General features: G+C 63.7%; 13 protein-coding genes. 9 read left to right on the forward strand and 4 right to left on the reverse strand.

The window, feature by feature from the left end; translation table 11 throughout:
• Nucleotides 1-130 precede the first annotated feature (130 nt).
• Nucleotides 131-2212, forward strand: a complete 2082-nt coding sequence (locus tag AB7Z56_RS24850) for a methyl-accepting chemotaxis protein (protein WP_231144926.1) — start codon at nucleotides 131-133, stop codon at nucleotides 2210-2212.
• A 5-nt stretch (nucleotides 2213-2217) separates the two neighbouring features.
• Here the strand turns inward: AB7Z56_RS24850 and AB7Z56_RS24855 are convergent, their stop codons facing one another.
• Nucleotides 2218-2808 (reverse strand): NADPH-dependent FMN reductase, encoded by a 591-nt coding sequence (locus AB7Z56_RS24855; RefSeq protein ID WP_063983604.1) that lies wholly within the window; start codon nucleotides 2806-2808, stop codon nucleotides 2218-2220.
• Nucleotides 2809-2859: 51 nt separating this feature from the next.
• Nucleotides 2860-3789, reverse strand: coding sequence for an AraC family transcriptional regulator (locus tag AB7Z56_RS24860; RefSeq protein ID WP_063983605.1), 930 nt, complete (start codon nucleotides 3787-3789; stop codon nucleotides 2860-2862).
• 301 nt (nucleotides 3790-4090) lie between these two features.
• Here AB7Z56_RS24860 and AB7Z56_RS24865 point away from each other — a divergent pair, with 301 nt between their 5' ends.
• From AB7Z56_RS24865 to AB7Z56_RS24875, 3 genes are read left to right on the forward strand one after another with little or no spacing between them, the layout of a single operon-like run.
• Nucleotides 4091-5200: a DUF2336 domain-containing protein gene (locus AB7Z56_RS24865; RefSeq protein ID WP_063983606.1), complete on the forward strand. Its 1110-nt coding sequence runs from the start codon at nucleotides 4091-4093 to the stop codon at nucleotides 5198-5200.
• Complete coding sequence (locus AB7Z56_RS24870; protein ID WP_028152715.1) at nucleotides 5197-5529, forward strand: PilZ domain-containing protein; 333 nt, start codon at nucleotides 5197-5199, stop codon at nucleotides 5527-5529. The genes AB7Z56_RS24865 and AB7Z56_RS24870 overlap by 4 nt, the downstream gene beginning before the upstream one ends.
• A 49-nt stretch (nucleotides 5530-5578) precedes the next feature.
• A complete protein-coding gene (locus tag AB7Z56_RS24875) occupies nucleotides 5579-6700 on the forward strand; it encodes an HD-GYP domain-containing protein (protein WP_441256462.1) in 1122 nt (373 codons plus the stop codon).
• Between the two features lie 452 nt (nucleotides 6701-7152).
• On the opposite strand, the gene AB7Z56_RS24880 is transcribed toward AB7Z56_RS24875, so the two are convergent.
• On the reverse strand, nucleotides 7153-7830 hold the full coding sequence (locus AB7Z56_RS24880) for a nitroreductase (protein WP_063986407.1): 678 nt from the start codon (nucleotides 7828-7830) through the stop codon (nucleotides 7153-7155).
• Between the two features lie 125 nt (nucleotides 7831-7955).
• Between AB7Z56_RS24880 and AB7Z56_RS24885 the strand changes: the two genes are divergently transcribed.
• The 4 genes from AB7Z56_RS24885 to AB7Z56_RS24900 all read left to right on the forward strand — a co-directional run bounded on the left by AB7Z56_RS24885 (nucleotide 7956) and on the right by AB7Z56_RS24900 (nucleotide 10991).
• Nucleotides 7956-8918: an alpha/beta hydrolase gene (locus AB7Z56_RS24885; protein ID WP_063986408.1), complete on the forward strand. Its 963-nt coding sequence runs from the start codon at nucleotides 7956-7958 to the stop codon at nucleotides 8916-8918.
• 116 nt (nucleotides 8919-9034) lie between these two features.
• Nucleotides 9035-9283 carry a hypothetical protein gene (locus AB7Z56_RS24890; RefSeq protein WP_063983609.1) on the forward strand — a complete coding sequence of 83 codons (249 nt, stop codon included), beginning with the start codon at nucleotides 9035-9037 and terminating at the stop codon, nucleotides 9281-9283.
• A 322-nt stretch (nucleotides 9284-9605) separates the two neighbouring features.
• The gene (locus AB7Z56_RS24895) at nucleotides 9606-9962 is read left to right on the forward strand and encodes a PilZ domain-containing protein (RefSeq protein WP_063986409.1); all 357 of its coding nucleotides are present in this window, start codon (nucleotides 9606-9608) and stop codon (nucleotides 9960-9962) included.
• 54 nt (nucleotides 9963-10016) lie between these two features.
• The gene (locus AB7Z56_RS24900; protein ID WP_063983610.1) at nucleotides 10017-10991 is read left to right on the forward strand and encodes an ABC transporter substrate-binding protein; all 975 of its coding nucleotides are present in this window, start codon (nucleotides 10017-10019) and stop codon (nucleotides 10989-10991) included.
• Between the two features lie 53 nt (nucleotides 10992-11044).
• Here the strand turns inward: AB7Z56_RS24900 and AB7Z56_RS24905 are convergent, their stop codons facing one another.
• Nucleotides 11045-11542 (reverse strand): DUF3551 domain-containing protein, encoded by a 498-nt coding sequence (locus tag AB7Z56_RS24905; RefSeq protein WP_321576634.1) that lies wholly within the window; start codon nucleotides 11540-11542, stop codon nucleotides 11045-11047.
• A 647-nt stretch (nucleotides 11543-12189) separates the two neighbouring features.
• Here AB7Z56_RS24905 and AB7Z56_RS24910 point away from each other — a divergent pair.
• Nucleotides 12190-13299, forward strand: a complete 1110-nt coding sequence (locus AB7Z56_RS24910; RefSeq protein WP_063983611.1) for a DUF937 domain-containing protein — start codon at nucleotides 12190-12192, stop codon at nucleotides 13297-13299.
• Nucleotides 13300-13303 lie beyond the last annotated feature (4 nt).

The raw sequence follows: 13303 nt of genomic DNA on the forward strand, positions 1-13303 counted from the left end.
ACCTACGCCTAGACGAATGGACGCATGCAGGCGGAGCATGGCGGCCGGCAGCGTAAACTCCGGATTAACACCGGCTGCCTATCGTTTGCGCAGAATAATTTTCTTCCCCGCGCCAATTGCCGGACAGATCATGAAAATCGGTACGCTGCTGACCACCGCCATCGTCTCGCTCTCGACAGTCGGCGGCGGCCTCGCCGTCTACGTCGCCGTGACGAAGTACCAGACGATGGACAGGATCGCTGAAGCGCAGGGACGACTCGCGATCGTCCGCGCCGCCAGCGACATCCCGCGCTACCTCAACCCCGAGCGCGGCTTCGCCACCAACATCCTCTACGGGCCAGCGACGGTCGATCCGGCGCAGCTCACCGAGCACGACAAGCTGCGCAAGCAGACCGACGGCGCCCGCGACCGGATGAACGCGCTGCGCAAGGAGCTGCCTGGCCCGTTCGACGACGGTGCCACCATCGGCAGCAACATCGACGCGATCAATTCGAAATTCACCGCGCTCCGCGAGGCCATCGACAAGGCGATCGCAGGACCTGCGGATGCCCGCAAGGACGCCGCCAAAAAGGTCGTCGCCGACAATGCCGTGCTCAATGCCGGCGTCACCGCGCTGCTCAACGAGCAGGTCCGCCGCATGGCGATCCTGAATGGGGACGCCTACCGCCAGTCCAACTACGCCAACATCGCCATGACGCTGCGCGACGTCGGCGGCCTCAATTCCAGCGTGCACAAGAACCTCGTCGGCGCGAAGAAAGTGGCCAACGACGCCGAGAAGGCCGACATGGCCCGCATGCAGGGCCGCAACGACCAGATCGTGATGTCGCTGATGGAATTGCGTGGCAATGCGGCAACTCCGGCTAACGTCGCCGCGGCGCTGGAGACGATGAACTCGAACTATGTCGAGGAATTCGGCCGCGAGATGAAGCTCGTCAAGGACGGCGCCGTCAGCGGCAAATACGAACACGATGTCGAGACCTTCTACGTAGCGTCCCAGAAGGGCCTCGGGTCCATTATCGGCGTCCGCGACGCCTTCTACGACAACGCCGAGCAGATCCTCGCCGGCGCTTCCTCCGCCGCGCGCACCAGCTTCACCATCGCGCTGGCCGGCCTCCTCGCCGTGCTGATCGCCAGCGCCGGCCTGATCGTGATGGTCCGCCGCCGCGTCTGCGCTCCGATCGTCAGCCTGACGACGCGGATGTCGCGCCTTGCCGACGGCGACGTTGCGGACGAGATCCCCGGTGCCGAGCGTTCCGACGAGATCGGGGCGATGGCTTCCGCCGTCCAGGTGTTCAAGGACAACATGATCCGGGCCGACCGGCTCGCGGCGGAGAAGCAGGCCGAGAACGACGGCAAGATGCGCCGCGCCCAGGCGCTCGACGGGCTCACCCGTGCATTCGAGGCCAAGGTCACCGAGCTCGTCGGCGGCCTCTCCCGCGCCTCCTCCACCATGGAAAGCACGGCGCAGTCGATGACCTCGACGGCGGCCCAGACCAACAGCCAGGCCGCGGTCGTTGCCGCCGCCTCGCAGCAGACCTCGACCAACGTGCAGACGGTCGCTAGCGCGACCGAAGAGCTGACCTCCTCGATCTCCGAGATCGGCCGGCAGGTGGCACAAAGCACCGAGATCGCGGCCCGCGCCGTCGACAACGCCCGCCGCACCGGCGACACGGCGCGCGCGCTCGCCGAGGGCGCCCAGAAGATCGGCGACGTCGTCACGCTGATCCAGAGCATCGCCGAGCAGACCAATCTGCTGGCGCTCAACGCGACCATCGAAGCCGCCCGCGCCGGCGACGCCGGCCGCGGCTTTGCGGTCGTCGCATCCGAGGTGAAGTCGCTGGCGGGCCAGACCGCCAAGGCCACCACCGAAATCTCCGAGCAGATCACCGCGATCCAGTCCGCAAGCGACGAGACCGTGAACGCGATCCGCAACGTCGCCGACGTCATCGCCGAGATCGACCAGATCGGCACCGCGATTGCGGCTGCGATCGAAGAACAGGGCTCGGCAACCCGGGAGATCTCCCGCAGCGTGCAGGAGGCCGCGCGCGGCACCCAGGAGGTCAACACCAACATATCGGGCGTGCAGCGCGCCGCCGACGACACCGGTGCGGCCGCGAGGGAAGTGCTGGGCGCCGCCGAGCAGCTCTCGACCCAGTCGCGCGATCTCGCCGGCCAGTTCGACCGCTTCCTCGGTGAGGTCAGGGCCGCCTAGTCAGCTTAATAAGGCGGCGCCTTGCGGGCCCGCTGCGCCTTGGCGGCCTCGATCCACCACAGCAGGTCATCGGCAAAGCGCGGGAACGAGCGCTCCAGTGCCTTGCCGCCCTCGCCGATCGGCTCGCTCTCGGCCGACAGCGTCTGCGCGATCGGGCCGACGCCGATGGTGCTCGACACCACGACCATGCCCATCTCCGACAGCGTGCCATGCCAGGCGGTCGAGGCGCGTGCGCCGGACAGTCGGCCGGCGGAGTAGCTCACGATCGCGGCCGGGCGCCAGAACCACTCTTCCAGGAAGTGATCGGTGAGGTTCTTCAGGCCGGGCTGGATGCCCCAATTGTATTCGCCGGTGACGAAGACAAAACCGTCGGCGCCGCGGATCTGCCCCGCCAGCTTCTCGAGCGCCTCGGGTGCCGCCCCCTTGGGATATTCCTTGTACATGCGATCGAGCATCGGCAGGCCGATCGCCTTGGCGTCGATGAACTCGACCTCCTCGCCGCGCTGGCGCAGGCGATCGATGACGAAATTCGCAAGGCGGACGCCCATGCGGTCGGAACGGTAGGAGCCGTAGAGGACGAGGATGCGATTGCTCATGGCCGGGACGCTAGCACGAAATGGCGGTACGGCCTCAACCGATTTGCCGCGCTACCGTTGTCGTCCGAGCTCCAGCGTTTGCGACGGCGTCTCGCCGAACTGGTCGCGATAGCTTCTGGAGAAGTCGCTGAGATGCCAGAAGCCGAACGCCAGTGCGACGGCCTTGACGCTGTCGGCACCGGCGAGCAGGCGCTGACGCACCAGCCACAACCGGCGCAGGCGCAAATAGCGATGCAGGCTCATGCCGCGATAGCGGCGGACGACGTCGTGCAGGGTGCGGACGGACAGGTTGAGCTTGCGCGCAATCTCCTCGCTGTAGATCGGCTGCGAGAGGTCGTCGGACAGAAGCGCTCGGATCTCCCGGAAGATCCTGAAGTTGCGCTCGTCATTGGGACGCAGGGTCCATCGCGCGGCAACGACGCTTTCGAACGCGTCGTCGACGGCGCCAAGCAGGGACTCCTTCATGGCTGCAGCCTTCAGCGGCACGTCCGCGCCTCCGATCGGCTCCGACGCGGCAGCCAGCACCTCCCGGACCAGGCTGCGCAGCCGGTTCAGGCTCGCGGCCGTCGTTTCAAATATCTTGAAGCTGGATGTCGCGTGCGGCCAGCCGCGATCCGTCACCTCCGGCCTGAACACCACCGAGGCAATTTGCCGCTCCACCTCCTCGATGGTGGTGTAGGCGGCGCCGCCGCTGCCGATCACGATGACCGGTCGTGCCCGCTGCGAGCCGTTGAAGCGGATGGGCACGTTGAGCTCATCCATCGTGAATCCGATGGCGGTGCAATTCTCGACGAGCTGCGCGTCGACGACGCGGGGAAACGCCCGCGTGAAATTCACGTCGCAACCGGGCAGCGACAGGATGGTCTGCTCGGCCGAAATCCTCCGTACGAAGGGCGTGAACTCGAAATTCAGGCCTCGTATGGCATTCCGAAATTCGTCGACGTCGGAGAAGCGAAATACCCTGGGCGCAATACTGTTCATGGCAATGTGAAACGTCGCGTCGTAACCAACGCGCGTCCGGCGGCGATGCCGGTCCGAGTTTCCCCCTTTCGGTTGTCCCGTTCGACCGAAAGAATCATCCTAATTCGTCTCGTTCAGTTGGCGAGGGTCCCGTTCAAAGGACAAGTCGCCGCATCGAGTCTCGCCGAATTTCGATAGCGTTTCCAGCGCCGCCAGCGGTGCGCTGATACCCCATCGATCAAGCTCTAAATTTCAAATTAACGCCTGTCAGGCGCAATGAAGGTCATTGGATAGTCGCGATTTTTTGAGTCAGGCCCCTGCCATGATGGCAAATTTGCCTGCTGATATTCTGGTTGAGCTGGAACAGGCGGTCGCTAGTTGCCCGCCGGACCGCTGTGCTCGCATCCTCTCGGGCATTGTGCAGTTGCTCACCGGTAGCCCCGACCGGCCTCAGGAATTGCTCGCTGGGGTGGTTGACGGCGTTCTGCTGCGCTTGACGGAACGCGTCGAGGCCAAGGCGCTCGTTCAACTCAGCACGGCGCTTGCCGAGCTCAAGGTCGCCCCGCCCGAGACATTGCTGCGCCTTGCCTCACACGCCGATCCGGACGTGGCCTGTCCTGTCCTCGTCAAATCGCAGGCATTCTCCGCCACCGATCTCGCGACGATCGCGGCCTCGTGCGACGAGCGGCATCAACGCGCGATCGCCGCGCGCAACTCGATCGAGCCTGAAGTGGCCGAGGCGCTGATCAAGCGCGGCGGCCCGATCTGCCTTGCGCTGATCAAGAACCCGGGAACCCAATTCTCCGAGGCAGCTTACGCCGCGCTGATCGCCAGGGCCGATCCGGACGGCGAGATTGCCAAGGCGCTGGTGCTGCGGCCCGACACGCCCGACCTGGTCGTCCGGAAGCTGCTCTCCCAGAAGGCGCCGGCCCCGAAGGCGCCGGCCAAGGCCAACGCATCCACCATTCCGCCCGCACAACACGCCGCGCCGGTTCCGCCCAAGCTGCCCTGCCCGGCCGACTATGCGAGCGCGAGGCCGGAGATCGTCGCCCTCAGCCGCGTCGGCAAGCTCAACGATTCCACCGTCAACCGCTTCACGATCCGCGGCGAGACGGCCAATCTGTTCACGGCGCTCTCGGTGCTCTCGGGCGCTCCGATCGAGATCGTCGAGCATGTCATGACCGATGACGATTGCGAGGGCCTCGTCATGGCCTGCCGGGCCGCACGGCTGAACTGGGCCACTACGCTTGCGATCCTGAGCAACCGCAGCGGCTCACGGCTCTCCTTCGTCGAGCGCGAACGGGCGCAGCAGATTTTCGAAACGCTTCTCTTGTCGACCAGCCAATGGACAGTGCGCTGGGGGGAAATTGCAGCGAGTGCCAACCCAAGCGATGCGGGACATCGCGGCACAAAAATGGGGGTTAACCGATGAGGTTCGACGGTCGAAAGGCGCTTCGCGTACGGATGGATCACAAGCAGGCCGTCAATCTGATGGGCTCCGACGGCACCTGGCGACGTAGTTGCTTCCTGCTCGACGTGTCGCAAAGTGGCGCCAAGATCGAGGTCGAAGGGACGCTCGACGTGCTCCAGGCCAAGGAATTCTTCATGCTGCTGTCATCGACGGGGCTTGCCTACCGGCGGTGCGAATTGGTGTGGATCGACGGCACCATGGCCGGCGTGCACTTCATCACCGCTGACGGCAAGAAGAAGCCGGCGAGCGCAAAGGCGGCCGCCGCGCCAAACTCCACGCCGAGCAAATAGGCTCCAGAATTCATCGAGCTCATTCAACGTCATCATAGTCCGGTCCGCCGTGCAGAGTGCCCGAACCATATCCAGCCCCGCCAAAAACGACGGCGGCGTCCGAATGACGGAAGCGATTCGCCCGTTTGTGCATGTGCTGGCCGATTCGTCCGACAAACTGGCGGGCGTCTGCTCGGCCCTCGAACGGCAATTTACCGTCGCCGGCGAACGACTCGATGCGGAAGCCAAGCTGTCACAAGTGCCATTCGCGGTCGTCGTTCGCGCGGAGCTGCGTGACGTCGGCACCATCGCGGCCATCAAGAAGCGCGCCGGCAAGCTGGCGAAAGCCACGAAGCGCATCTTCCTCGTCGAGCACTCGTCTCACGTCGGCATCTCGCAGGCCTACGCACTCGGCGCCACCCTCGTTCTTCCTGGGGCTCTCAACAAGAGCAAGCTGCTGGCAGCGCTGGCTGACCCGGCCGAACCGGCCTCTGCTGGCTCAAGTGACGCAGCGCAACCGGACAACGCCGTCGAAGCCGCGGCGACCGCCATCGCGTCGATGTTCACGGCCGTCACGCTCGGCGAGCCCCTCGACGTCGACGGCACGAAGGAAGCGGGCCGCAGGATCGCCGACCGCATCACCGAGCACAGCCTGTCCGAATGGCTTGCCACGGTGCGGCGTCACCATGAGGGAACCTACCAGCATTGCCTGCTCGTGACCGGCGTGGCGATCGACTTCGGACTGAGCCTCGGCGTCGGACGAACCGATCTCGAGCGGCTGTATTCCGCAGCCATGTTCCACGACATCGGCAAGGCGCAGATTCCGCTTGCGATCCTCGACAAGCCCGGCCGCCTCGACACCGACGAACGCGCCATGATCGAGAAGCATCCGGCAGCGGGTTACGAGTTTCTGAAGGATCACGAGAAAATCTCGCCCGAGATTCTCGACGCCGTGCGGCATCATCACGAATATCTAGACGGGAGCGGTTATCCCGACGCGCTGTGCGGCGAGAGCATCAATGACATCGTCCGCATTCTGACGATCTCGGACATCTTCGCCGCGCTGATCGAACACCGGCACTACAAGCCGACAATGCCGCGCACCGAGGCCTACAACATTCTTTGCGGGATGACCGGAAAACTCGAGAAGGCGCTCGTAACCTCGTTCAAGGAGGTTGCGCTCACGCGATGACCGCGCAGGCTGGGCGATCCCGCAGCGAGGACCTCGTCACGAACCGCGCTTAGTGCGTGGCCCGGTATTTGGCGCGGTGCGGAATCGACCGGGAGGCCAGTCCTTCCGCAAGCAGCTTCATGTCCTCGCGTCTGCCACTCCGGATCAGCTTGCCGAGCTCATCGGGTGTGAAGGGCAGATTTGGATCATCATCAATCGGATACCGCTGTCGCGGACCGAAGAACCGTCGAACCAGGCTAGCCAGCCGCCGCATGTCGATTCCCTCGCGCCAGCAACAAACCTTTCACTCCGCGTATTGTTCCTCCCGCGCGATCGAGATTGCAAGAGGCCACCAACGGCTCAGCATCAAAAAAATCGACGAGAGAATAATCTCCTCTCCTCCACCTCAGCCGGCTCTCCGCGTTAGTCGGCTCGCAGCGTCAGCCGGCTGTGCGCATCAGTGACTTCCCGCACTAGTCGGCAAAGCCGACATAACGCACGAAATCGTCGTTGCCCTCGCGATCGGAGCGCACGGCGTTCGCGGCGAAGCTGTCGTCGGGATACCCCATCGCCACACATGTCATGATGACTTCGTCTTCCGGAATCTTCGCGACCTCGCGCACGATGTCGGAGCGCATGATGCCCTGCCCGTTGATCACCGAACCGAGACCGCGGTCCCAGGCCGCGAGCACGATGCCGTAGCAGAGCGCACCGAGATCGAAATGGCAGACCGCGCCGGGATCCAGCACGCGGTCATAGGTCAGCACCAGCGAGACCGGCGCGTCGAACTGGCGGAAGCCGCGCAGCACCCAGTCCTGCCGCATCGGCTTGTCGTCGCGCTCGATCCCCATCGCGCCGAACAGCTTCTTGGCGATGTCGACCTGCCGGGTGCGATGAATGCCCTGGTATTCGCCATGGCTGATGATATCGCGCTTGACCTTGGCGCCGCCGACCATCTCCTCCATGTTGCGGCGGCGCAACTCTTCAAGCGGAGGGCCTGTGAGCACATGCACATGCCAGGGCTGGGTGTTCATCGACGACGGCGCGCGCTTGGCGCTCTCGATGATCGCCTCGATCACCGCGCGCGGCACCGGCTGCTGCTTGAAACCGCGCACGCTGCGGCGCGACTGGACCAGCGTTTCGAATTCCAACTCTTGACCTCCCTGACCGTTCATTCCGCGGCATTGCAATTGTAACGCGTAACCGGTTGCCGATGCGGTACGCCAAATCTATGCTACCCCGCAAGCAAGACCAAGAACCCAGCGAGGACCTGCAAATGCCCGCACCGCTCGATCCCGTCATCGCCCAGATCATTCCGCTGCTGCCGCTGCGCGATCCCACCACGATGACGCCACAGAGCGCGCGCGATGCCTTGCGCGCACTGGCTGCCTCGCGTGCGGATGTGCCGCCGCCCCCCGTCGACACGGTGCAGGATATCAAGGTGAAAGGCGGCGCCGGGCCGCTCGATGCACGTGTCTATCGCGTCGGCCCCAATCCTGCGCCAACCGTAGTCTTCTTCCACGGCGGCGGCTGGGTCGCGGGCGATCTCGAAACCCACGACCGGCAGGCGCGCAATCTCGCGATCGAAACCGGCGCGGTCGTCGTCTCCGTCGATTATCGGCGCCCGCCGGAAACGCGCTTTCCCGGCGCCTTCGAGGACGCGTTCGCCGCTGCGAGTGACATCTTCAACCGCGTCGCGGAATTTGGCGGCGATGCAAAGCGTCTCGGCGTTGCCGGCGACAGCGCCGGCGGCAATCTCGCAGCCGCCACCGCGATCGCCTGCCGCGACGCCGGCATCACGCTCGCGGCGCAACTGCTGGTCTATCCCGTGACCGACGTCGTCGGGGGCTACGCGGATGCGCGCGAGAACGCGCCCTATCCGTCACGTACCGAGAATGCCGACGGCTATTTTCTGACACGCGCGACGATGGAATGGTTTTGTGGCCACTATCTCGCCGATCCCAAGGGTGCCGCCGACTGGCGGGTCTCGCCGCTCCGCGCCGCTTCGCTCAAAGGGCTCGCGCCCGCGATCGTGACCACCGCATGGTTCGATCCGTTGCGCGACGAAGGCACGGCCTATGCACGGGCGCTGGAGGCCGCCGGCGTCCGCGTCAAGCACCATGAGGGCCCCGGCCTGATCCACGGCTATTTCGGCCTTGGCGATGCTTCCGCGGCCGCGAAGGCCGAGGCGCAACGCGCACGGGCCGATTTCAAGACACTGCTCGCGCGCGGAATCTGAACCGCAGATGAATGGAAAAATCCGCGACATCGGTCGTGGCGCGCATCGATCCTGCTTGATTGCGCCACGATTCGCGGCTCCAATCCGCTCGGTAATTTTGTCCTAGGGAGACACCCATGATGAAGCGGATTTTTCTCGCAGCGATCGTCGCCACCTTTGCAGCGGGCTCGGCCTTCGCGGAGGACACCTGCGAGAGCAAGGCGGTCGGCAAGGACGGCAAGGCACTCGCCGGCGCCGCCAAGACCTCGTTCATGAAGAAGTGCAAGGCCGACGCTTGCACGCCCAAGGCCGTCAGCGCCGACGGCAAGCCGCTTGCCGGTGCCGCCAAGAACAGCTTCATGAAGAAGTGCGAAGTCGGCGCCTGATCGCTGCTGGTTCGCCACTGCTGCACGGACACTCTGCAACTCCGTCGTGCCCGGGCCTGTCCCGGGCATCCACATATGTGTGTCCGTGCGGCACAGATCAGATGGCCGGGCCAAGTCGAAAGCACGAACGTCCTCTGGTAACATCGTCGTCAAGCCGTTCGAATTAACCACCAATTCGATCCAATTTTAATAAGACAACAACGCTGCTTGTTAGCGTGAGCCGCACAGATCAACGTGCGGGAATTGCCGTTTTCCGGATATCGGCGGGACCGGGAAAGTGACTTCGTCGAGTGCGATCGTCTTTCATTGGGAGCATCTCGCCATGATCGAACGTCGTGCAATGAAGCGCATACCGATCAACCGGGCCGCGCGGCTATCGTTTGGTGAAATTCACGGGACTCATCCGTGCTTGGTGCGCGATATCAACGCCTTGGGTGCCCGCATTTCCACGCCGTACTACATATTTGCCGACGAGTTTGTGTTGTCGTTCGACGGCCATTCCGGAATTTTCTACTGCCGCGTCGTATGGAAAAAGGAGACGCTCTGCGGCGTTTTATTCCTCCTGCGTCGTCGCTCGCCAAAAGCAGCGAACGATTCCGGCGCGCCCGCAAATGTGGTGCGACTTGATCGCCGGCTCGTGTGCCGCGGCGGGGTCTTTAGCCCGGAAGTATCGACCTGACTCCTCGCCCGCGCGGGTGCATATTGCAGCGGTAGGGCGTCGCGAGGTGACCGAATGAAACGCCGCAATTTTGTCGCGCTTCTCGGCGCTGCGGTGACCGTCATGCCCCTCGCGGCCCACGCGCAGCAACCCGCGGTGCCGCGGGTTGGCTATGTCTGGGGTGGCGTTCGCGGGACGGACTTGTACTACCAGACCGGCTTCCGTCAGGGACTTGCGGACCTGGGATATGTCGTGGGGCGCAACCTGCTGCTCGAAGAACGCTACGCCGACGGAGAGCCGGAGCGCGTTCCCGCATTGATCGCTGAACTCCTCACGCTCAACGTCGATGTTCTCGTGACTCCAGGCACACCAATTTCGCAGGCTGCGCAACGTGCAACGTCCACGGTGCCGATCGTCTGCATGAGCGGAGATCCGGTCAGAGCCGGTCTTGTGGCAAGCCTTGCCCGACCAGGCGGCAATATCACCGGGCTGTCGCAGCTCTCGGGCGAATACGGTGTCAAGTGGGTGGAACTGCTGAAGGAGGCGGCACCGAAAGTGCGCCGTGTCGCAGTGTTGTGGAATCCTGACAATCCGACGACCGCCAACCAAGTCGAACTCATGCAGAAAGCGGCGCCCGGTCTCGGTATCGAGCTGACGGCTCTCTCGATACGGCGCGCGGACATCGACAACAGCTTCGCCGCGCTTGGGGAGAGAGGCTTCGATGGTCTCGTCGTCACCGACGATCCATCGCTGATACCCCTCGTTCCCCGCCTGATCGAGTTCACTGCAGAGCGGCGCTTGCCGGCGATCTATCCATTCCGCGACTCGGCTCAGAGAGGAGGACTGATGTCGTACTCGGCCAACCTTTTCAAACTATGGCAACGTGCTGCAAGCTATGTTGATCGCATTCTGAAAGGGGCCCGTCCGGCGGAGCTTCCCGTCCAGCAGACGACGGATGTGATCCTGAATATCAACCTCAAGACCGCCAAGGCTCTTGGTCTCGACATTCCCATGACGCTGTCCGCCCGAGCCGACGAGGTGATCGAATAGCAACGGAAATGCTGCGCGCGAAAATTGCGCTTGGGAGACTGTCGCCGGGCGCATCAGTACGGGGTTGATGAACGCAAGCGGCCGCCTGATAGCCTCGCCTGCGGTCGCTGCCAATACGGGTTGTCCACGCACATCGCGGAAAGTCCGATCGCAGACGCTCGGCATTGATCCCATGACGTATAAGCGCACTCGAAATAGGTGCTGCCACCCCACTCCCATCTCTGAAGGCAGACGGGGTGGCTGGGATCGTAGGTTTGGGCTGTAGCCGAGGCGATCGCCAGGATCGCCGCACTGCCCAGGATTAGCCAACGGAGCATCCGCATCGCCGCCTCCTCCAAATGGATCATCCAAGCTTTCCGGTTCGACCGCCGCTCATGTGGAGACGGGAGACGCTTGCGACGCTTCATAGCTCCTGCGTCGTCGCTCGACGAAAGCGGCGAACGAGTCCCTCGTGCCCACATCGGCACCTCTGCGCTCGCCCCGGGCCGGCGGACATAACTCATCCGATAAGTGGCCCTGAGCCTTGCTCGGAAAGACCCTGCAGCCGCCATCCTGCAATATCACTGGTCTTTCCGCATTGCTCGCAATTCAGGTGAGAGCATCCCCTAGCTCGTCCCCGCTGAACGTTCTCGCGGGAGGCTTCACATCCGCAGCGCGGGCAAGCTAGCGCCGCGCGCCCGCATCCAGGGCTTGCGAGCAAGAAACTGGCGAAGTTCGATACGCGGTCGACGATCCTTCTGATCAATTTGGATTATCCAAACGACGGCCCCGGACTTGGGTTGAGTGTGAGGTTCCGGGACCGTCATCGAGGCGCGGACCGCAGCCCACCCGCGCACTGCCAGTAACGTGGATGTCCGCGCGACGAACAATTGTCTTCTGGTACAATCCCACTGCGCGTCATCATGCCCGCTAGCGGGCATTGCGGTGCTCGGAGCCGATAGCCAATCCTGGCCCGTCAGCGAAATATCGATGCCTCTCAACCAGGTCCGCCTGATGGGCCGCAGCGCACTGGATATCTCGCGCCGAACTCTTCGCATTTGCCCTGTACCGAAGACCTTTGATCTGGATCAAGGAGTCGAACTATCGATGCAATCTCAACTTGGGCGATAGGCGACGTTCGGAACCATCGACGCCTGTCACATCAAATTCGCGAATTAGGGGGCAACCAACAGACCTGCAACGTAGTGGAGAGACCGCCATGGCCGTCAATCTCATTTCAGCTGCACAACAGCTCCTGACCCCTGAAGTCATTGCGCAGATTTCCTCCTTTCTTGGGATGGACCGAAGCGCGACGCAGAAGGCCGCAATAGCGGCCATCCCGACAATACTGGCCAGCCTGTCGGATCTGGTCGGAACCCCGGCCGGCGCCAATCAACTGTCAAAACTGCTGTCACAACAGCAAGGCAGCAATCCCATGGATATGTTGCGCAACGCCGGCGCCCCGGACCTGGCTCAGACGGGTTCGAGCATGTTGTCCGGACTGCTTGGAGGCCGAACCATGGATACCATGGCCCAGGCGATCGGGAGTTTCGCGGGAATGGGCGATGGCGGCGGCAAGTCGTTACTCGCCGTGGTCGGGCCGCTGGTCCTGGGTATGCTCGGCAAGCAGCAGCATGACGCCGGGATGGATGCAAACGGACTGGCATCGCTTCTGCGCTCGCAGAAAGATCAGATCATGGCGGCGATTCCATCGGGCCTCAGTGATCAACTCGGCGCCGCGGGCCTGATCGACAAGGCACGCAGTGGAATGGCCTCGGCCGCCGCCACAGGGAGCCGGATCGCCGGCGTTTCCGGCGCCACTGGCGCGAGCCAGGCCGCCATGGCCGCCGGCCGGTCGCAATGGCCATATTGGCTCGCCGCGCTCGTTATCGTTGCCGGGCTTGCCATATATGCGCTTCAGCGTCCGACCGAGCCGACGGTCGCTCAGAGTACAAACATTACGCGGCCCTCAACCGGAACTGTGGGCATGGCGCCCGCGGATCTGACCGTTGACGGCGTGAATCTGGCGAACCAGGTCAATTCGTCCCTTGGTACGCTGCAGGCTCAACTGCCGACCATCACCGATGAAGCTAGCGCGCAGGCGGCCCTGCCGAAGATCAACGACGCCATCTCACAGCTGGATGGCGTCACGGCACGAGCTGCCAAGCTTTCTCCGGAAGCGCGACGCGCGCTTGCCAAGCTGATCGTCGCGGCGGCGCCGGCCATCAATCAGATGTGCGACAAGGTCTCGGCGACACCGGCCGGCACGATCGCAAAGCCAGTGATCGACAATCTTCGTGCCAAGCTCGACCAGTTGGCGAAAGCCTGAAAGC

Source organism: Bradyrhizobium sp. 482_C4_N1_8 (genome assembly GCF_052075965.1).
GTDB classification, from domain to species: Bacteria; Pseudomonadota; Alphaproteobacteria; order Rhizobiales; family Xanthobacteraceae; genus Bradyrhizobium; species Bradyrhizobium barranii.